The organism is Roseisolibacter sp. H3M3-2 (assembly GCF_029211165.1).
Taxonomy (GTDB): Bacteria; Gemmatimonadota; Gemmatimonadetes; order Gemmatimonadales; family Gemmatimonadaceae; genus Roseisolibacter.
Genome location: NZ_JARGEK010000052.1, coordinates 1 through 19,387, shown reverse-complemented (window position 1 = coordinate 19,387; position 19,387 = coordinate 1). Strand labels below are relative to the sequence as shown.

Below are 19,387 nucleotides of genomic sequence, written 5' to 3'. Positions count from 1 at the left end.
TTTGTCTTCCTAAGACCGCTTGGCCTCCGACTTCCCGCGCGGCGGGGCGTGAGCGCCGGCGGCCCGGCGCCCGCCAGGGAGGCGCCCGGCGTGGTCGACCCGACGCCGTCGGCGCCGCGCGCCGCCCGCCCGCAGATGGGCGGCGGGCTCGCGGCGGCGCTGGTCGGCCTCGGGATCCTGGCGTCGCGGATCCTGGGGCTCGTGCGGCAGGGCACGTTCAGCCACTACCTCGGGGCGGGGGCCGCGGCCGACGCGTACAACGCGGCGATGCGCATCCCGAACTTCCTGCAGAACCTCTTCGGCGAGGGGGTGCTGTCGGCGTCGTTCATCCCCGTCTACGCGCGACTGCTCGGCCGCGACGAGCACGAGGCGGCCGACCGGGTGGCGGGCGCCGTCGGGGTGCTGCTGGCGATCGTCACCGCCGTGCTCACGCTCGGCGGCATCCTCGCCACGCCGCTGCTGGTGCGCACGGTGGCGGCCGGGTTCGACGCGCCGACACGCGAGCTGACCATCCAGCTCGTGCGCATCGTCTTCCCTGGGATCGGGCTGCTCGTCGGCTCGGCGTGGTGCCTCGGGATCCTCAACAGCCATCGCCGCTTCCTGCTCTCGTACCTGTCGCCGGTGGCGTGGAACCTCACGATCATCGGCGCGCTGCTCTGGTGGGGCGGGCGCGAGACCGACGCGCGGCTCGCGACGACGCTGGCGTGGGCGGCCGTCGCCGGCAGCGCGCTGCAGCTGCTGGTGCAGGTGCCCACCGTCCGCCGCGTCGCGCCGGCGCTGCGCGCGTCGCTCGGCGGGGGCGACCCGCACGTGCGCGAGGTGCTGCGCGGCTTCGGCCCGGTGCTCGTCGGGCGCGGCGTCACGCAGATCAGCGCCTACATCGACAACAGCCTGGCCAGCCTGGTCGGACGCGGCGCGGTCACGATCTTCACCAACGCGCAGACGCTCTACCTGCTGCCGGGGAGCCTGTTCGGGATGGCCGTCACCGCCGCCGAGCTGCCGGCGATGGCCAGCCTCCACGGCGCCGACGACGAGGTCTGCGCGAAGCTGCGCGAGCGGCTCGCGCGGTCGCTGCGGCGCATCGCCTACTTCGTGATCCCCTCGGCGGCGGCGTTCCTCGCGCTGGGCGACGTGATCGCGGGCGCGGTGTTCGGCTACGGGCGGTTCTCGCCCGAGAACGTGCGGTGGGTGTGGGCCACGCTCGCCGGCTCGACCGTCGGGCTGCTGGCGGCGACGCAGGGGCGTCTCTACGCGTCGACGTTCTACGCGCTGCGCGACACGCGGACGCCGCTGCGGTTCGCGCTGGTCCGCATCGGACTCAACCTCGTCCTCGGGTACCTGGCGGCGCGCCACCTGCCGCGGATCGTCGGCCTCGACCCGCGGTGGGGGACGGTCGGGCTCACGGCGTCGGCCGGGCTGGTCGGCTGGCTCGAGTTCTCGCTGCTGCGCGCGGCGCTCACCCGGCGCGTCGGCGCGGTGCGCATCCCGCCGGCGGCGACGGCCAAGCTGTGGGACGCGGCGGCGCGGTCGGCCCCGGCCTCGTGGGGCGCGAAGCTGGCGGTCGGCGCGGTCGGCGTGCCGGCGACGGGGCCCGGCCGGCTGGCGGTGGCGGCCGTCGTCTGCGGGACGTTCGGCGCCGCGTACCTGGCGCTGACCGCGGCGCTCGGGGAGGGGGAGAGCGCGACCATCGTCGCGAAGCTGAAGGGCCGCCGCGGCCGGCGGGGGCGCGCGTGAGCGACGACGGCCTGCGTCGTGCCGAGAACGCGACCGACCCCGACGGGTACTACACCCCGATGATCGCGCCGCCCGAATCCGTCGCCGCCAAGCTGCCGCACCTCCCCGAGTCCCCGGGCGTCTACCTCTGGAAGGACGAGGCGGGGACGGTGCTGTACGTGGGGAAGGCCAAGCGCCTCCGGTCGCGCGTGCGCAGCTACTTCGCCAGCGACCACGCGACCAGCCCCAAGACGCGCGGGCTCGTCCGCAACGTCCGCGACCTCGAGACGATCGTCGTGCCCACCGAGGCGCACGCGCTGATCCTCGAGGCGAACCTGATCAAGGAGTACCGGCCGCGCTTCAACATCGCGCTGCGCGACGACAAGTCGTACCCGTACATCAAGGTCACCGTCCAGGAGCCGTTCCCGCGCGTCTTCGTCACGCGCCGGCTGCAGAGCGACGGCGCGCGCTACTTCGGCCCGTACACCGACGTCGGCGCCATGCGCCGCGCGCTCAACGTGGTCAAGCGCATCTTCACCGTGCGGTCGTGCAACTACGACATGCCGCGCGAGATGCCCGAGCGCGCGTGTCTCGACTTCGCGATCAAGCGCTGCAAGGCCCCCTGCATCCTCAACCAGACGCGCGAGGACTACCGGGCGATGATCGACGAGGTGCTCGTCTTCCTCGACGGCAAGACGGCCGAGGTGGGGCGTCGCATCAACGCGCGCATGGCGGAGGCGGCCGAGAACCTCGACTTCGAGCGGGCCGCCGAGCTGCGCGACGCGCTGCGTCACCTCGAGCGGATGGAGGAGCCGACCGTCGTCATGGAAGTCGAGGGGGGCGACCGCGACGTGGTCGGCTTCGCCCGCGACGGCGACGACGCGTGCGTGGCGATCATGCGCATCCGCAGCGGCAAGCTCCTGGCGCGCGACCACCGCTTCCTCGAGAACATCGACGGCGACCACGACGCCGACGTGCTCTCCGCCTTCCTCGCCCGCAGCTACCTCGGGAGCGAGGAGCGGGCCGCCGAGCTGCTGGTGCCGTTCGACTTCGAGGACCGCGAGGTGCTGGAGCAGTCGCTGGAGCGCACGCGCGTCGTCGTCCCGCAGCGCGGCTCGCGGCGGCAGCTCGTCGACCTCGCCGAGCAGAACGCGCGGCACCTGCTGGAGGAGTTCAAGCTCGCGACGCTCGAGTCCGACGAGCGCGCGGCCGACCCCGTGTACGAGCTGCAGCGCGAGCTGGGGATGAAGAAGGTCCCGCGCTCGCTGGTCTGCTTCGACATCTCCCACGCGCAGGGCACCGACACCGTCGCGTCGTGCGTCTGGTTCGAGAACGGGCGGGCCAAGCGCGCCGAGTACCGCAAGTTCAAGGTCGAGACGGTCGTCGGGATCGACGACTTCGCGTCGATGCGCGAGGTCGTGGGGCGGTACTTCCGGCGCCGCGTCGACGAGCAGCGCCCGCTCCCCGACCTCGTGGTGATCGACGGCGGCAAGGGGCAGCTCAACGCGGCCAGGGAGGCGCTCGACGCGGTGGGGCTGGAGCTGCCGCTCATCTCGCTGGCCAAGCGCGAGGAGGAGGTGTTCGTCGTGGGGCGCAGCGATCCGCTGCGCATCCCGCGCCGCTCGCCGGCGCTGCGGATGCTGCAGCAGGCGCGCGACGAGGCGCACCGCTTCGCGCTCACCTTCCAGCGGAAGCGGCGCACCGTGCGCACGGTGACCTCCGAGCTGCTGAAGATCCCCGGGGTCGGTCCCGTGAAGCGCCGACAGCTCCTGCAGCACTTCGGCAGCATCCAGGGGCTGCGCGAGGCCTCGCCGGAGAAGGTGGCCGAGCTCCCCGGCTGGACGGAGGCGAGCGCGCGCAAGCTGCTCGCGGGGCTGGCGGACAGCGACCCCACCAAGCCGTCCGGCGGCACCTGACGGGCGCGGGGCGCGCGGTTAGCCTTCACGCCGACCTCAGCCCCCACGCCCGTGCCCTCCTGGACCCTTCACTGCTCGGCGTGCGACCACGCGCAGCCGGGCGTCACCGCGGCCTCGGTGTGCCCGGCCTGCGGGCAGCCGCTGCTCGCGCGCTACAACCGCGTCGCCCCCGACGTCCGCGCGCCGCAGCACTGGAACCTCTGGCGCTACGCCCCCGTCCTCCCGCTGCGCGACGGCGAGGCCCCGGTCACGCTCGGCGAGGGGCTGACGCCGCTGGTCGACGCGCCGGCGCTGGCGCGCCAGGTCGGCGTGCGCCGCCTGTGGGTCAAGGACGAGGGGCAGAACCCCACCGCGTCGTTCAAGGCCCGCGGGATGAGCGCCGCGCTGACGCGGGCGCGCGCGCTCGGCGCCGTCGGCGTCGTCGTCCCCACCGCCGGCAACGCGGGCGCCGCCATCGCCGCCTACGCCGCGGCGGCCGGGCTGCCGGTGCGCGTCTACGCCCCGCGCACGACGCCGCCCGCGATCCTCATGACGATCGCCGCGCTCGGCGCCGACCTGCAGCTCGTCGACGGGCACATCGGCGACGCCGGCAAGCTGGCCACGGCGTTCGCCGCCGAGAGCGACTGGATGAACGTCAGCACGCTGCGCGAGCCGTATCGCGTCGAGGGGATGAAGACGATGGGCTACGAGCTGGTCGAGCAGCTCGGCGGCCGCGTCCCCGACGCGATCGTCTACCCGACGGGCGGCGGCGAGGGCACGGTCGGCATCTGGAAGGCGCTGGGCGAGATGCGCGAGTGGGGGTGGCTCCCCGCCGACGTGAAGCTCCCGCGCATGGTCGTCGCCCAGAGCGCCGGCTGCGCGCCGATCGTGCGCGCCTTCGAGGCCGGGGCCGACCGCGCCGAGCCGTGGGTCGACCCGAAGACGTACGCCGCCGGGCTGCGCGTCCCCGGCCCGCTCGGCGACCGCCTCCTGCTCCGCACCCTGCGCGAGAGCGCCGGCGACGCCGTCGCGATCGACGACGACACGACGCGCGCCGCCACCCGCGCGCTCGCCGAGGCGACCGGCATCGACGCCGCCCCCGAGGGCGGGTGCGCGCTGGCCGCGGTGCAGGCGCTGGTGCGCGCCGGGCGCCTCGACGCGTCGGCGGAGGTCGTGGTCTTCAACACCGGCAGCGGCGCCTCGTACCGGCGCGAGGGCGAGGACCTGCCGCGATCGGCGGCCGCATGAGCCGTGGGACGATCGCGATCCTCGACCCGTATAGCGGGATCGCCGGCGACATGCTGCTCGGCGCCCTCGTCGCCGTCGGGCTCGATCCCGACTGGCTGAAGGCGCTCCCCGCCACGCTGGGGCTGGACGGCGTGACGGTCGACGTCCGCGCGGTGCAGCGCGTCGGCATCGGCTGCGTGAAGGTGGACTTCGACATCCCGCCGCAGCCGCACGGCCGGCACCTGTCGGGGATCCGCAAGATGATCGCGGCCACGGGGGTCGTCCCCGAGCCGGTGCGCGAGGCGGCGGACCGCGTGTTCACGCTCATCGCCGAGCAGGAGGCCGAGATCCACGGCACGACGGTGGAGAAGGTCCACCTGCACGAGGTCGGGGCGGTGGACGCGATCCTCGACGTGGTCGGCGGCGTGTGGGGGCTGCACCTGCTCGGCGTCACGCGCGTGCACTGCGGGCCGATCCAGCTCGGCGACGGCTTCGTGCGCGCCGCGCACGGCGTCCTCCCGGTCCCGGCCCCCGCGACGATGCGCATCCTCGAGGGGCTGCGCGTCCGCCCCGGACCCGACGGGGCGGGGGAGCTGGTGACGCCCACCGGCGCGGCGCTCGCCCGCGTGCTCTCGGCGGGGCCGGCCCCGCGCGAGTACGTCCCGCGGCGCAGCGGGTTCGGCGCCGGCACCAAGGAGTTCGACGATCGCGCCAACGCGCTGCGCGTGATCCTGGCCGAGGCCGACGATGCGCCGTCGGACGCGCACGAGTCGCTGGTCGTGCTCGCCGCCGACGTCGACGACATGCCGGGCGAGGCGCTGGCCGACGCGGCCGAGGCGCTGCGCGACGCGGGCGCGCTCGACGTGGTGCTGCTGCAGACGGTGATGAAGAAGGGGCGTCCGGGCGTGCGCGTCGAGGTGCTCGCCCGCCCGGAGGACGCGCGCGAGCTGGAGTCGCGCATCCTCGTGCACACCACTACGATCGGCGTCCGGCACTCGAGCGTCGCACGACGCGCGCTGCCGCGCACGCGCGTCGTCGCGACCGTCGACGGGCAGCGGATCGCGGTGAAGGCGAGCCGCACGCCCGACGGCGCGACGCGCTACAAGGCGGAGCACGACGACGTGGCGGCGGCCGCCCGGGCGACCGGCCGTCCGGCGGCCGAGCTGGCCCGGGCGGCCGTCGAGGCGGCCCGAGCCGAGCAGGGGTAAGTCGTAGTGGCTGCTTGATTTCGGCTCTCTGATCTCCTAGCTTGCTGGAGCCCGGGGGAAGGCGTGGACGACGCGCCTTCCCCGTTCCATGTCCGAGAGGTCCAGCAGGCGAACAACGTGGTCCGCGTCTCCAGAGTGCAGCCCGGCAGCATCGCCGACGCGCTGGGCATCCGCCCCGGCGCGCAGCTGCACGCCGTCAACGGGCGTGAGCTCGCCGACTTCATCGACTGGGAGTTCCTCAGCGCCGAGGACGCCTTCGTCGTCGACGCGACGCACGCCGACGGCACGCGCGTGACCCTCGAGGTCGCGCGCCCCGAAGGCGAGTCGTTCGGCATCGAGCTGGAGCCGCCGACGATCCGCCGCTGCGCGAACCGCTGCGAGTTCTGCTTCATCGAGGGGCTGCCGAAGGGGCTGCGCAAGCCGCTGTACGTGCGCGACGACGACTATCGCCTGTCGTTCGCCTACGGCAACTTCGCGACGCTGAGCAACCTCAAGGACCGCGACTTCGAGCGCATCATCGAGTACCGGCTGTCGCCGCTCTACGTCTCGGTGCACGCCACGCCGTGGGAGGCGCGCAAGGTCCTGCTCAACAACCCGCGCGTCCCCAACGTCGTCGAGCAGCTGACCCGCCTGAAGGAGGGCGGGATCCAGTACCACTGCCAGATGGTGATCGTCCCCGGGCTGAACGACGGCGACGTGCTGGAGCAGTCGCTGGCCGACCTGTGGGCCCTCGGCGACGCCGTGCTCTCGGTCGCGCTCGTCCCGGTCGGCGTCACCCAGTTCTCGCACCTGTACACGGGGAAGCCCATGGACGCGGTGAACTCGGGCCGCATCCTCGACGCCGTGCACCGGTGGGAGGCGCGCGCGCTGGCCGAGCGCGACGACCGGTGGGTGTTCGGCTCCGACGAGCTGTACCTGCTGGCCGGCATCCCGCTCCCCGAGCCCGAGCACTACGGCGAGTTCGCCCAGATCGAGAACGGCGTCGGCGCGGTGACCGCCCTCCGCCAGCGCGTGGCCGAGGGGCTCGACGCCCTGCCGCGCCTCGACGGGCGGCGCATCGGCGTGGTGACCGGCGTCTCCATGGCGCCGCTGATGCCGGAGCTGCTCGACCGGCTCACCGAGCGCACCGGGGCGCGCTTCGAGCTGATCCCGGTCGAGAACTCGCTGTTCGGGCCGACCACCACCACCGCCGGGCTGCTCGTCGGCGCGGACATCCGCCGAGCCCTCGACGGGCGCGCCGATCTCGACCTGGCGCTGATCCCGGCCGAGTGCGTCAACGAGGCCGGCGTCTTCCTCGACGACGAGCCGTTCGTGGTGGTCCGGGAGTCGCTCCCGATGCCCGTCTATCCGTCGTACGACTTCATCGACGTCCTCGCGCACGAAGGCGAGCCCGCACTCCCGACCGCCGCATGAGCCTTCCCGTCGTCGCCCTCGTCGGACGCCCGAACGTCGGCAAGTCCGCCCTGTTCAACCGCTTGGTGGGGGAGCACGAGGCGATCGTCAGCGAGGAGGCGGGCACCACGCGCGACCGGCACTTCGCGCGCGCCGAGTGGGCCGGCCACCACTTCTGGCTCGTCGACACCGGCGGCCTGGTCGAGGACTCGAACGTCCCCATGGACGTCGAGATCCGGAAGCAGGTGCTGCAGGCGATCGACGAGGCAGACCTGCTGCTCTTCGTCGCCGACGCCCGCGTCGGCGTGCACCCGAGCGACGCCCGCGTCGTCGACCTGCTGCGGGCGTCGGGGAAGCCGTTCCTGCTGGTCGCCAACAAGGTCGACAACGCGCAGAGCTCCGACTTCTACGAGTTCTACCGCCTCAACGCCGGCGACCCGATCCCGGTGTCGGCGGCCAACGGCACGAACTCCGGCGACCTGCTCGACGAGATCACCCAGCGGCTGCCGGCGCAGGAGGAGGACGTGCCGGAGGCGCTCCGCGTCGCCGTCATCGGCCGCCCCAACGTCGGCAAGTCGTCGTTCGTGAACCGCCTGCTGGGCGAGGAGCGGCTGGTCGTCACCGACGTCGCCGGCACGACGCGCGACTCGATCGACACGCCGATGAAGTACCACGGCCGCGACCTGATCTTCGTCGACACCGCCGGGCTGCGCCGCCAGTCGAAGATCGACGACGGGGTGGAGTTCTACTCGTCGCTGCGCACGCGCCGCGCGATCGAGGGCGCCGACATCTGCGTGCTGATGATCGACGCCGTCCTCGGCCTCGAGAACCAGGACCTCAAGATCGCCACGCTGGCCTGGGAGGCCGGGCGCGGGCTGATCATGATCGTCAACAAGTGGGACCTGAAGGAGAAGGACGACAAGACCGCCGACAAGTTCAAGAAGGAGGCGATCGAGAAGGTCCCGTACCTCGCCTTCGTCCCCTGGATCTTCACCTCGGCGCTCACCGGGCAGCGCGTCACGCGCGTCCTCGACACCATCGTCGAGGTCGAGGCCGAGTGGCGCAAGCGGATCCCGACCTCGCAGGTGAACGACACCCTGGAGACGCTCGTGCAGCGCCTGCAGCCGCCGCAGGCCGCCGGCCGCGAGGTCCGGCTCCTGTACGGCACGCAGGTGCAGTCCGCGCCGCCCACGATCGCGATCTTCGGCAACAACCCCGACGCGGTCGCGGAGCACTACATCCGCTACCTGCACAACGGCTTCCGCGCGGCGCACGGCTTCACCGGCGCGCCGCTGCGGATCGTCATGCGCCACAAGAACGCGCCCGACACCGACCACCGCCGCGTCCGCGAGTGACCGGCGTGCACCCCGCCCTCGGCCTCCTCGCCGCCTACCTGCTCGGCTCCGTCCCCGCGGCGTACCTCGCGGGGCGCGCCAGGGGCGTCGACCTCCGGGCGCACGGCTCGGGGAACCTCGGCGCCACCAACGCGCTGCGCGTGCTGGGCTGGAAGGTCGGCGTCCCCGTGTTCCTGTTCGACGCGCTCAAGGGGTTCGTCCCCGCGTTCTTCTTCCCGGCCTGGTTCGCCGCGCCCGGCCACTGGGCCATGGCGTACGGGCTGGCCGCGATCGTCGGCCACGTGAAGCCGATCTTCCTGCTCGGGCGGGGCGGGGGAGGGGGGAAGGGGGTCGCCACCGCGGCCGGCGTCTTCCTCGGCCTCGCGCCGGCGGCGACGGGCGTCGCGCTGCTGGCGTTCGCCGTCGTGCTGGCCGCGAGCGGCTACGTCTCGCTCGGATCGCTCACGGCGGCCGTCGTGCTGGTGATCGCGCTCGCCGCGACGGTCGGCGTGCGCGCGCCGGTGTTCGCGCTCGGCGTGGCGATCGCGGCGTTCGTGTTCTGGTCGCACCGCGCCAACATCGGGCGGCTGCGCCGCGGCGAGGAGCACGGCTTCCGCCGCCCGAAGCCGGCGCCGTGACGACGCGCGCGGCGGTCATCGGCGGCGGGGCGTGGGGGACGGCGCTGGCCGACCTCCTCGCCCGCAACGGGCACGACACCGCGCTGTGGGCGCGCGAGCCCGACGTGGTCGAGGGGGTGAACGCCCGCCACGTCAACGAGCGGTTCCTCGCCGGCGTCGCGCTCGCGCCGTCGCTGCGCGCGACCGACGACATGCGGGCGGCGGTCGACGGCGCCGCGCTGGTCGTCTACGTCGCGCCGTCGCACGTGCTGCGGCCGGTCGCCGCCGCGGCCGCCGACGCCGTCGCGCGCGACGCGGTGCTCGCCGTGGCGACCAAGGGAATCGAGCGCGAGACGTTCGCGCTGATGACCGACGTCGTGGCCGACTGCGTGCCGGGCCGTCCGGTGGTGGCGCTCTCGGGGCCGAGCTTCGCCGCCGAGGTCGCGGCGCGCCAGCCGACCGCGGTGGTCGCCGCGTCCGACGCCGCCGACGCGGCCGCGCTCGTGCAGCGCACGCTCAGCTCCGCCGAGTTCCGCGTGTACACGCACGGCGACGTGACGGGCGTCGAGCTGGGCGGGGCGCTCAAGAACGTGATGGCCGTGGCGACCGGGATCCTCGAGGGGCTCGGGCTCGGCTTCAACTCGCGCGCCGCGCTCATCACGCGCGGGCTCGCCGAGATGACGCGCCTCGGCGTCTCGCTCGGCGCGCAGCCGGCGACGTTCGCCGGGCTCGCGGGGCTCGGGGACCTCGTGCTGACGTGCACCGGATCGCTGAGTCGCAACCGGAGCGTCGGCGAGGAGATCGGCCGCGGGCGCACGCTCGACGAGGTGCTCGCGGGGCGCGACACGGTCGCGGAGGGGGTGCTGAACGCGCAGAGCGCGCGGGCGCTGTCGCGGCGGCAGGGGATCGAGATGCCGATCGTCGACGCCGTGCACCGCATCCTGTTCGAGGGGACGCCGGTGCGCCACGCGGTGGCCGAGCTCATGACGCGCGAGCTGCGCGCGGAGCAGGACTGAGCGCATGCCGAAGCCGGAGCGCGACCCGGTCCAGGAGTTCTTCTCGATCGGCGAGGTCTGCGAGATGACCGACCTCAAGCCGCACGTGCTGCGCTACTGGGAGACGCAGTTCCGCGTCCTCAGCCCGGCCAAGAACCGGTCGGGGAACCGCGTCTACGCGCGGCGCGAGGTGGAGCTGATCCTCTTCGTGAAGCACCTGCTGTACGCCGAGAAGTACACCATCGAGGGCGCGCGCCAGCGGCTCGACTCGCACCGGAAGGGCGGCGAGCTGCGCGCCGCCGCCCGCTCGGCGCTGGCGCGGGACACGGTCGAGGCGGTCGAGCGCGAGCTGCGCGAGATCCTCGAGGTGCTCGAGGGCCGCCGGCCCGTCCGCGCCGCCACGCCTCCCGCGGGCGTCCCCGCCGTGCGCCCGGCGGCGAACGCGACCGCGGCGCCGACCGGTTAGATTCGCGCCGACCACGACCCGATCCCACGCCCCACGCCGATGCGCCTGCTCTGCACGAACGACGACGGAATCCTCGCCACCGGGCTGGAGACGCTCGCGCAGGCGGCCGAGCCGCTGGGCGAGGTCTACGTCGTGGCGCCGGACCGCGAGCAGAGCGCGACCAGCCACTCGCTGACGCTGCACCACCCGCTCCGCCCGGTGCGGCGCGGCGAGCGTCGCTGGCAGGTGGACGGCACGCCGACCGACTGCGTGATGCTCGCCGTCGAGGCGCTGATGCCGGAGCGACCGGACTTCGTGCTCAGCGGCGTGAACCACGGGCAGAACATGGGGGAGGACGTCCTGTACTCCGGGACGGTCGCCGCGGCCATGGAGGGGCTCTCGCTCGGGATCCCGGCGATCGCCGTGTCGTATGCGTGGGGGGACCTGCGCGCGGACCCCGAGCGCCTGGCGTCGCAGGTCGGGCTCCTGTCGGACCTGCTGAAGCACCTGCTGACGCTCCCCGACTTCCCCAGGGACACGCTCCTGAACGTGAACCTCCCGCCGGTGCCGTCGGAGGAGGTGAAGGGGGTGCGGCTGACGCGCCTCGGGCGTCGCGTCTACTCCAACTCGATCACCCCCATGAAGGACCCGTGGGGGCGCGAGATCTTCTGGATCGGCGGCGGGTCGGCCGAATGGCGCGGCGAGCCCGACTCGGACTTCCAGGCGATCCGCGACGGGTACGTGTCGGTGACGCCGCTGCACCTCGACCTCACGCACTACGTGCGCCTGAGCAGCGCGGAGTCCTGGTGGCGGGCGCTGTAGGGCCGGAGTTCCGGGGCGCGCGCCGGCGGCTCATCGAGACGCTGCAGGCGAACGGCATCACCGACCTCGCGGTGCTGCGGGCGTTCGACCTCGTGCCGCGCCACGTGTTCGTCCCGACGGGGGTCGCGCACCGCGCCTACGAGGACGCCGCCCTCCCGATCGGCAACCAGCAGACGATCTCGCAGCCGTCGGTGCACGCGCGGTCGCTGCAGGAGCTGCGGCTGACGGGGCGCGAGCGGGTGCTCGAGATCGGCACCGGCTCGGGCTACCAGACCGCGCTCCTCTCGAACCTCGCCGAGCAGGTGTTCTCCATCGAGCGCGTCGCGGCGCTGCTCGACCGCGCGCGCGAGGTGCTGGCGCAGCTCGACGTGCGCAACGTCTCGCTCCTCCTCGGCGACGGCACGCTCGGCTGGCGCGACTACGCGCCGTACGACGGGATCGTGGTCGGCGCCGCCTCACCCGACGTCCCGCTCCCGTACGCCGAGCAGCTGGGGGAGGGCGGGCGGCTCGTGATCCCGATCGGGACGCGGGAGGAGCAGACCCTGTGCGTGTTCACGAAGCGCGGCGGGGCGCTGGAGCGGCGCGACGTCGGGCCGGTCCGCTTCGTCCCGCTGCTCGGCGCCCACGGCTGGCAGCAGTGAGCCGGCGGTGAGCGACGCGCTGCACGTCCGGGTGGAGGGGCGCGTCCAGCGCGTCGGCTTCCGCTGGTTCGTGCGCGAGGAGGCGACGCGGCTCGGACTCGCCGGCTGGGTGCGGAACCTCCCGGACGGCGCGGTCGAGGTCGCGGCGTCCGGCGAGCCGGACGCGCTGGCGGCGCTCCGCGCGGCGCTCGCGCGTGGCCCCCAGGGCGCCCGTGTCGCCGCCGTGGCCGACCTGCCGCCGCTCGACCCGCCGCCGGCCGGACCCTTCGACATCCTGCGCGACTGACCGATGCGAGATTCCGGACCGCTGGAGGCGCGCGTGCTGGCGGCGCTGCGCGACGTGCCCGACTTCCCGAAGCCGGGGATCCGCTTCAAGGACGTCACCCCGCTGCTGGCGGACGGCGCGCTCTTCCGCGCCACCACCGACGCGATGGCCGCGTGGTACGAGGGGGCGGGGGTCACCCGGGTGGCCGGGGTCGAGAGCCGCGGCTTCATCCTCGCCGCGCCGATAGCCCAGCGGCTCGGGGTCGGCTTCGTCCCGCTGCGGAAGCCGGGGAAGCTGCCGTGGCAGCGGCGCCGGGTGGACTACGCGCTGGAGTACGGCACCGACGGGCTGGAGGCGCACCTCGACGCCTGCGCCGGGGACCGCGTCCTCGTGGTCGACGACGTGCTCGCGACGGGGGGCACGGCCGCGGCCGCCTGCGAGCTGGTCGAGGGGCTGGGCGGCACCGTGGTGGGGTGCGCCTTCCTCCTGGCGCTCGACTTCCTCGACGGCCGGGCGCGGCTCGGCGGGCGTCCGGAGCGGAGCCTGGTGCGCCTCGCGGGGTAGGAGCAGCCGTGGCGGCCTGCCGCCAGGTCGGCTAATTTCAATGGCTTCGCCGCTTCACCGAGGCCGAGCTCGGCCCGGCGCCTCCGTAGCTCAGGTGGATAGAGCAGCGGTTTCCTAAACCGTTGGCCGCAGGTTCGAGTCCTGCCGGGGGCATCCGGGGCGCTCGTCGCGCCGGCCGGCGCATCACCCTCAGTTCGCGCGTCACCTCCCATGGCTTCCTCCACCCGCACCCCCGCCGTGCCCTCCGAATCCTCGTTCGAGGACACCACCGACCAGCTGCAGGACTGGGCCCGGGGCCGGAGCCGTCCGCTGGCCATCGGGGCGCTGGTCGTGGCGGCGCTTGGCGCGGGCGCGTTCTTCTGGAAGAGCAGCGCGGACGGCAAGGCTGCTCGGGCGGAGGCGGCGTACTTCCAGGCGCAGGCGCCGATCGCCCAGAACGACCTCGCCGGCGCGGAGCGCGAGCTGCGGTCGGTGGCCGACCGGTTCCAGGGGACCGCGGGCGGTGCCCAGGCGCGGCTGCTGCTGGCCCAGGTGCTCTACGAGCAGGGGAAGTATCAGGCGGGCGTCGATGTCCTGAAGGCGGCCGACGCGCCGGCCTCGCTCCGCACCAGCACCAAGGTCCTGATGGCGGGCGGCCAGGAGGGGCTGGGCAAGGCCGCCGAGGCGGCCAAGCTGTACGAGGAGGCGGCCGCGGAGTCGCCGATCGGGCAGCGCGACGAGCTGCGGGCGAACGCCGCCCGCGCGTACCAGACGGCCGGCAACGCGGCGGCGGCGCAGCGCATCTGGACCGAGCTGTCGCGCAACGAGTCGAGCCCGCTGGCCGACGAGGCGCGGGTCCGGCTGGGCGAGCTGGCGGGCAAGCCGGCGAGCTGACCCACGAGTTCCGCAGTCATCGAGCGCCCGGATCGCACGCCGATCCGGGCGTTCTGCGTCGGTGGAGCAGACGCCACGACCCCGCCACCACGTCTGGAGGTTGTGTCGTATAATATATGTTATGTAAAGTGCGACTGTGGATTACCTGGGGAGATCTCCGTGTGGATGGTCCGCCGTCCCCTCCCAGCCGCCAGCGAGGCGACAGTGCGAGCCGCGCGGCTCAGCCCAGATCGCCCAGGCGGCCGGCGAACACGAGGCGCCCCTCGCCCGCCAGCGTCGGCCGCCCGGCGAGCGGCTCCACGGCCGGCGTGACGGTCACCAGTCGGCCGGAGCTCGTGACGAGCTCGACCGCCGAGCCGACCTCGGACCACGCGGCGAGCACGGCCGCACAGGCCACGGCGCCGGTCCCGCACGCGAGCGTCTCGCCCTCGACGCCGCGCTCGTAGGTCCGCATCCGCCACCGCCCGCCGGCGGCCGGCGAGACGAAGTTCACGTTGGCGCCGGCCTCGAGCGTGGGATCGAACCGGAGCGCCCGGCCGCGGGTCGGCAGGTCCACCGATTCGGCGTCCGCCACCCGCACGACCAGGTGCGGCACGCCGGCCACCGCGAACCCGATCCGCGCCTCCCCGGGCTCGGCGGCGATCCCCGCCGCGTCCGGGGTGAGCGCCCGGAGGGCCGGCAGCTCGATCTCGGGCTGGCCGTTCCGGATCCGGGCGCGGATCGGGCCGGCGTCGGTTTCGATCACGAAGCCGGAGGCCGGAGCGGCGCCGAGCTCGACCGCGAGGCTCGTCGTGCACAGCGTCGCGTTCCCGCAGAGCGTCGCCCGCGAGCCGTCGCTGTTGTAGTACGCCATCCGGACGGCGCCCACGGCCGACGGCTCGACGAAGACCACGCCGTCGGCCCCGATCCCGGTCGCGCGGGCGCACAGCCGCCGGATCTCCGCCTCGCCGGCGAGGGCGCCGGCCGGCTCGGCGCGCGCGTCGAAGAAGACGAAGTCGTTCCCCGACCCGCACATCTTGAAGAACGGGCGCCCGGCGGCCGGCATCAGACCCGTCCGGTCAGCGCCCACCAGCGGAGCCGCCAGACCATCCAGACGGCCTCGCGCACGATCCGCTTCGACATCTTGCTCTCCCCCTCGGTCCGGTCGACGAACACGATCGGGATCTCGACGATCCGGTAGCCCTTCTTCCAGGCCCGGAAGCTCATCTCGATCTGGAAGGCGTAGCCGTTGGAGCGGACCTTGGTGAGGTCGATCGACTCGAGGACCTCGCGCCGGAAGCACTTGAAGCCGCCGGTCGCGTCGAACAGCGGCAGCCCGGTGACGATCCGCGCGTAGATGTTCGCCGAGTAGCTGAGGATCAGGCGCGAGATGGGCCAGTTGACGACCGTCACCTTCCCGAACCGGTAGCGCGAGCCGAGCACCAGGTCGGCCTGCTCGATCGCCTCCAGGAACTGCGGGAGGTGCGCCGGGTCGTGCGAGAAGTCGGCGTCCATCTCGAACACGAACGCGTACCCGCGGTCGAGCGCCCAGCGGAAGCCGGCGAGGTACGCCGTGCCGAGCCCGAGCTTCTTCTCCCGGTGCAGCGCGTGGACGCGCGCGTTGGTCGCCGACAGCTCGTCGACGATGCGGCCCGTCCCGTCCGGCGAGTTGTCGTCGACCACGAGGACGTCGAGTCGTGCGTCCTGGGCGAGCACCTGCTCGACGATCCGGACGACGTTCTCGCGCTCGTTGTAGGTCGGGATGATGACGAGCGCGCGCCCCGCCCCGCCCGGCGGCGGGCCCGCGCTGGGTTCCCCCGGCGAGGCGCCCTCAGACACGGCGTCGGCGCTCCATCGCGGCGCCCGCGGCCATGGCCAGCAGCGAGCCGGCGAGCACGGCCAGCGAGATCGCCTTCCCGGTGGCGACGCGCGGGCTGGTGAACGTCAGCACGACCTCGCGCGCCCCGGCCGGCAGCCCGACGCCGATCAGCGAGTAGTCGGCGCGGCCGACCGGGACCGACCGCCCGTCGACGCTCGCCGTCCACCCCGGGTAGTAGTTCTCCGACACCACGAGCGCAGCGCCCGCCGGTGCGGGCTGCGCGAGCGACAGCGCGATCCGGCCGGGCGCCCGCGACGTCACGCGGACCGGCAGGTCGAGCGGCGCAGGTAGTTGCTGCGGAACGGCTTGCGTCGCCACGGCTGCGGCGGTGTCGAACAGCGCGGCGCGCCCCACGTCGAACCGCGGGTCGAGCACCGTCGCGAGCACGCTCTGGTCGTCGGCCTTGATCGCGATCGGCGTGACCCAGGCCGGCGGGTTGTCGCCCGGCAGGCGGTACACGTAGCTCATCGAGCCGACTGCATTGCGCGCCGGGCCGGCGACGCGCGTGGCGCCCTCGATCGGCAGCTCCGCGGTGTTCGTCAGGAAGAAGCGGACGTTCGCGAGGCGCCAGAAGTTCGGATTGGCGATGTTCTGCGCGCCGGCGTCGATCCCGTAGAGCTGCTGGTAGCGACCGAGCTCGTTGCCGTGGTAGCCGAGGACCTGGCGGACGCGGTGGACCATCAGCGCGTCGCCCGTGAGGAACGGATCGCGCGGCGTCAGCCCCTCCTGGCTGAGCGGCGTCGCGATCACGCGCCCCGAGTCGGTCTGCTGCTTCAGGAACTCGATCGTCGGGTCGCTCGCGTAGAGCTGCGCCGCCGGCGGCGACCAGTTCCAGTAGAGCCGCGCCACCGACCACAGGTCGAGCCCGACCACGGCCGCCAGTCCCCACGCGGCGGCGCGCGCCGGCATCCGCCCGGCGCGCAGCGCGAGGAGCAGCCCCGCCACGCCGGCGACCGCCAGGAACGACCGCCACGCGCCCAGCGTCAGCGCGCCCTGGTTCGCGTCGACGCGCGGGTCCCCGGGCTGCGCGAAGCTCGCCGCCATGTTCGTCAGCATCCCGCCCGTCGCGAGCAGCGCGACCAGCGCGGCGACGCCGAGCCAGGCGAAGGCGTATCGCGGGCGGAACCGCAGCGTCAGCGCGCGCTCGGTGCCGAGCGCCGCCAGCACGGCCACGCTGAACGCGACCACGTACAGCATGGTGCTCGGCGCCCGGAAGAACTTGGTCCCGGGGACGAGCGCGTACACCAGGTGGTAGAACGGCGTGAAGCCGCCGAGGGCCCACAGCGTCGCGACGACGAGCGTGCCGGTCCAGAACCAGAGGAACTTGCGGCGGCCGGCCGCCGCCCCGAACGCGAGCCCGGCGAGCACGAGGACCGCGGCGCCGATGTACTCGCTGTGGAAGTGGATCCCGTTGCGCCCGGTGTAGGCGTCGAGCACCCCCGAGAACTGCGGGAGGTAGGTGTTGACCAGCTCCTCCGGCGGCATCGAGTACGAGATCGCGTGCTCCCACCCCTTCCCGCCCGCGCGCGGCGACCAGGGGGTGTACTCGAGCACCGGCCAGAACTGGACCGCGCCGCCGAGCATGCCGGCGCCCACCGCGACCGCGGCGAGCCCGAGTCGGCGCAGCGCCATCGGCCGGGGCAGCGCCTCCCCTTCCCCGTCGCGGGAGAACGCGCAGAAGAGCGCCCACGCGCCGGCGACGAGCAGCAGGTACTGCAGCAGCTGCGGGTGCGGGGTGAGGACGGCGAGCATGACCGCCAGCGCCAGCCCGCCCCAGGCCCACAGACGCCCCTCGCGCACGCCGCGCTGCACCATGAGCAGCACCAGGGGCAGGAGCGCGGCGATGAAGATCTTGCCGTCGTGGCCGGGCGACACGAGCCCGGCGAGGTTGCCGCCCAGCAGGTACGCGAGCCCCCCGACCAGGGCGCCGTGGAAGCCGACGCCGACGGCGCGCAGGAAGGCGAAGGTGAACAGCCCCGCGAGGAACACGTGCAGGACCATGCCCCACGTCATCCCGACGTCCGCCGGGAGCACGGCGCGGAGCAGGAAGGTCGGGTAGAAGATGTCGCCGTGCATCGCGGCGACGTACGGCATCCCGCCGAACAGGTACGGGTTCCAGAGCGGGATCGAACCGGTCTCCTTGAGCGCCGTCGCGGCAAACTCGCGGAACGCGAAGCCGGCGATGTACTGGTCGCTGCGCGGGTTGACGAGGAACCGCCCGAGGAGCGCCGGCCACGCCAGCAGGAGCGTCGCCACGGCGTACGTCGCGGCCGCCCACAGGGTGGGGCGCGCCGGCGTCGCGAGCGCGGGCGCGCCCGGCTCGCCGCGCTCGGCGCGGGCGGCGGACGCGCGCGTCGGGCCGGGGCGGCGCGCCGGCACGGCGGCCGCCGCGGCGGCGCTCGCGGCTTCAGGTCGGGACATCGGGTGCGGAGGGCGGGAAACGGAGCGTCGCGTCGCGCGCGAGGAAGAGCACCCCGGGCGCGACCTCGAGGACGGTCAGCCAGAGGCGCGACGCCGCGGCGAGGAGCCACGCGTCGACGGTCGACGTGAGCCCCAGGCCGGTCAGCGCGGTCACCATCGCGATCTCGCGGAACCCGATGCCGCCGGGGGCGAAGAGCACGAGGTAGCCCGCGAGGTAGGAGCCGGTGAAAACTGCGACGTACCCCAACCAATTACCAGCGGACCCGGGCAGGAGTGCCCGCGCCAGCACCCCGAAGGCGAGCCCGTAGCCGACCCAGGCGGCGACGTTGGCGAGCACCACCAGCCAGAGCACCGGGCGCGGTGCCTCCCGGACGGGGACGTCGCGCCCGAGCAGGCGCGCCGCCCGACGCATGAGCGGCCCGAGCAGGAACGGAAGCGCCAGGAGGCCGACGGTGATCGCGCCGGCGACGGCCACGGCGAGCGACTCCGACCCGGCGGTGAGCGAGCGGAGCACGGGCAGGCCGGTGAGGAGCAGGACCGCGAACCCGGCCGCGATGTTCACCAGGGTGCCCGCGACCGCCGCGCCCGAGGCCGCACCGGCGGGGACGCCGGCCTGCCGGGACATCAACCCCATCGCGGCGATCGACCAGACCTTCCCCGGCAGGTAGCGCCCGAGGTTCGACACGGTCCAGATCCGCGCGGCGTCGCGGAAGCCGAGCGGGGCGCCCCAGGCGGCGACCAGCGAGCGCCAGGCGTGGATGAGCAGCGCGTAGGTCGCCAGGACCAGCAGCGTCGAGAGCGCGACCAGCCCCCACGACGGGTCGAGCGAGCTCGCGCGCGCCTCGACCCGCGCCCAGTTCGCGGACAGGTCCTCCGACGCCTTCCACAGCACGAAGGCGACGAAGGCCAGCGTGGCGAGCCACGCGAGCACGCGGCGCGCGCGCGGTCCCGGAAGCCTCACGTGGTCCCCCGCACCCGTTCGTAGATCGCGAGGTAGCGCGCCGCGACCGCCTCCGGCGCGAAGCGCGCGAGCGCGACCTCGCGCGCTCCGGCGCCGCGGCGCGCGGCGCGGGCGGGGTCGCCTACCAGGCGCGCGAGCGCGGCGCCGAACGCGTCG

At 74.1% G+C, this 19,387-nt stretch carries 18 protein-coding genes and 1 tRNA gene; 15 read left to right on the top strand and 4 right to left on the bottom strand.

The features are described from left to right. From murJ to PYV61_RS06740, 15 genes are all read left to right on the top strand, one after another. Positions 1–1,734 (top strand): murein biosynthesis integral membrane protein MurJ (gene murJ, locus PYV61_RS06810; RefSeq protein ID WP_275829679.1); only part of this gene is annotated, 1,734 nt, incomplete at its 5' end. Next, positions 1,731–3,629, top strand: coding sequence for an excinuclease ABC subunit UvrC (uvrC, locus tag PYV61_RS06805; protein ID WP_275829677.1), 1,899 nt, complete (start codon positions 1,731–1,733; stop codon positions 3,627–3,629). The genes murJ and uvrC, both read left to right, overlap by 4 nt. A gap of 51 nt (positions 3,630–3,680) precedes the next feature. Beyond that, a complete protein-coding gene (locus PYV61_RS06800) occupies positions 3,681–4,856 on the top strand; it encodes a threonine synthase (protein WP_275829675.1) in 1,176 nt (391 codons plus the stop codon). After that, positions 4,853–6,043: a nickel pincer cofactor biosynthesis protein LarC gene (gene larC, locus PYV61_RS06795; protein WP_275829673.1), complete on the top strand. Its 1,191-nt coding sequence runs from the start codon at positions 4,853–4,855 to the stop codon at positions 6,041–6,043. Before PYV61_RS06800 ends, larC begins: the two co-directional genes overlap by 4 nt. Positions 6,044–6,106: 63 nt before the next feature. Then, positions 6,107–7,456 carry a DUF512 domain-containing protein gene (locus PYV61_RS06790; RefSeq protein ID WP_275829671.1) on the top strand — a complete coding sequence of 450 codons (1,350 nt, stop codon included), beginning with the start codon at positions 6,107–6,109 and terminating at the stop codon, positions 7,454–7,456. Continuing rightward, complete coding sequence (gene der, locus PYV61_RS06785; protein WP_275829669.1) at positions 7,453–8,790, top strand: ribosome biogenesis GTPase Der; 1,338 nt, start codon at positions 7,453–7,455, stop codon at positions 8,788–8,790. The genes PYV61_RS06790 and der overlap by 4 nt, the downstream gene beginning before the upstream one ends. A gap of 5 nt (positions 8,791–8,795) precedes the next feature. Beyond that, a complete protein-coding gene (gene plsY, locus PYV61_RS06780) occupies positions 8,796–9,407 on the top strand; it encodes a glycerol-3-phosphate 1-O-acyltransferase PlsY (RefSeq protein WP_275829667.1) in 612 nt (203 codons plus the stop codon). Beyond that, positions 9,404–10,402, top strand: a complete 999-nt coding sequence (locus PYV61_RS06775; RefSeq protein WP_275829665.1) for an NAD(P)H-dependent glycerol-3-phosphate dehydrogenase — start codon at positions 9,404–9,406, stop codon at positions 10,400–10,402. The genes plsY and PYV61_RS06775 overlap by 4 nt, the downstream gene beginning before the upstream one ends. Before the next feature lie 4 nt (positions 10,403–10,406). After that, a complete protein-coding gene (locus tag PYV61_RS06770; RefSeq protein WP_275829663.1) occupies positions 10,407–10,847 on the top strand; it encodes a MerR family transcriptional regulator in 441 nt (146 codons plus the stop codon). 39 nt (positions 10,848–10,886) lie between these two features. Further along, on the top strand, positions 10,887–11,648 hold the full coding sequence (gene surE, locus PYV61_RS06765; protein WP_275829661.1) for a 5'/3'-nucleotidase SurE: 762 nt from the start codon (positions 10,887–10,889) through the stop codon (positions 11,646–11,648). Further along, a complete protein-coding gene (locus tag PYV61_RS06760; protein ID WP_275829659.1) occupies positions 11,633–12,289 on the top strand; it encodes a protein-L-isoaspartate(D-aspartate) O-methyltransferase in 657 nt (218 codons plus the stop codon). The genes surE and PYV61_RS06760 overlap by 16 nt, the downstream gene beginning before the upstream one ends. Positions 12,290–12,296: 7 nt before the next feature. Beyond that, a complete protein-coding gene (locus PYV61_RS06755) occupies positions 12,297–12,575 on the top strand; it encodes an acylphosphatase (protein WP_275829657.1) in 279 nt (92 codons plus the stop codon). A gap of 3 nt (positions 12,576–12,578) precedes the next feature. Beyond that, positions 12,579–13,118: an adenine phosphoribosyltransferase gene (locus tag PYV61_RS06750; protein WP_275829655.1), complete on the top strand. Its 540-nt coding sequence runs from the start codon at positions 12,579–12,581 to the stop codon at positions 13,116–13,118. A 79-nt stretch (positions 13,119–13,197) separates the two neighbouring features. Beyond that, positions 13,198–13,271 (top strand) — tRNA-Arg (locus PYV61_RS06745). Positions 13,272–13,355: 84 nt separating this feature from the next. Continuing rightward, on the top strand, positions 13,356–13,991 hold the full coding sequence (locus PYV61_RS06740) for a tetratricopeptide repeat protein (RefSeq protein WP_275829653.1): 636 nt from the start codon (positions 13,356–13,358) through the stop codon (positions 13,989–13,991). 220 nt (positions 13,992–14,211) lie between these two features. On the opposite strand, the gene dapF is transcribed toward PYV61_RS06740, so the two are convergent. Genes dapF through PYV61_RS06720 form a run of 4 tightly spaced genes read right to left on the bottom strand, consistent with a single transcriptional unit; the run spans position 14,212 to position 19,231 of the window. Beyond that, positions 14,212–15,036, bottom strand: coding sequence for a diaminopimelate epimerase (gene dapF, locus PYV61_RS06735; protein WP_275829651.1), 825 nt, complete (start codon positions 15,034–15,036; stop codon positions 14,212–14,214). After that, positions 15,036–15,809: a polyprenol monophosphomannose synthase gene (locus tag PYV61_RS06730; RefSeq protein WP_275829648.1), complete on the bottom strand. Its 774-nt coding sequence runs from the start codon at positions 15,807–15,809 to the stop codon at positions 15,036–15,038. The genes dapF and PYV61_RS06730 overlap by 1 nt, the downstream gene beginning before the upstream one ends. Next, positions 15,802–18,270, bottom strand: coding sequence for a YfhO family protein (locus PYV61_RS06725; protein ID WP_275829646.1), 2,469 nt, complete (start codon positions 18,268–18,270; stop codon positions 15,802–15,804). The genes PYV61_RS06730 and PYV61_RS06725 overlap by 8 nt, the downstream gene beginning before the upstream one ends. Beyond that, the gene (locus tag PYV61_RS06720) at positions 18,257–19,231 is read right to left on the bottom strand and encodes a lysylphosphatidylglycerol synthase domain-containing protein (RefSeq protein ID WP_275829644.1); all 975 of its coding nucleotides are present in this window, start codon (positions 19,229–19,231) and stop codon (positions 18,257–18,259) included. Before PYV61_RS06720 ends, PYV61_RS06725 begins: the two co-directional genes overlap by 14 nt. Positions 19,232–19,387: the final 156 nt, after the last annotated feature.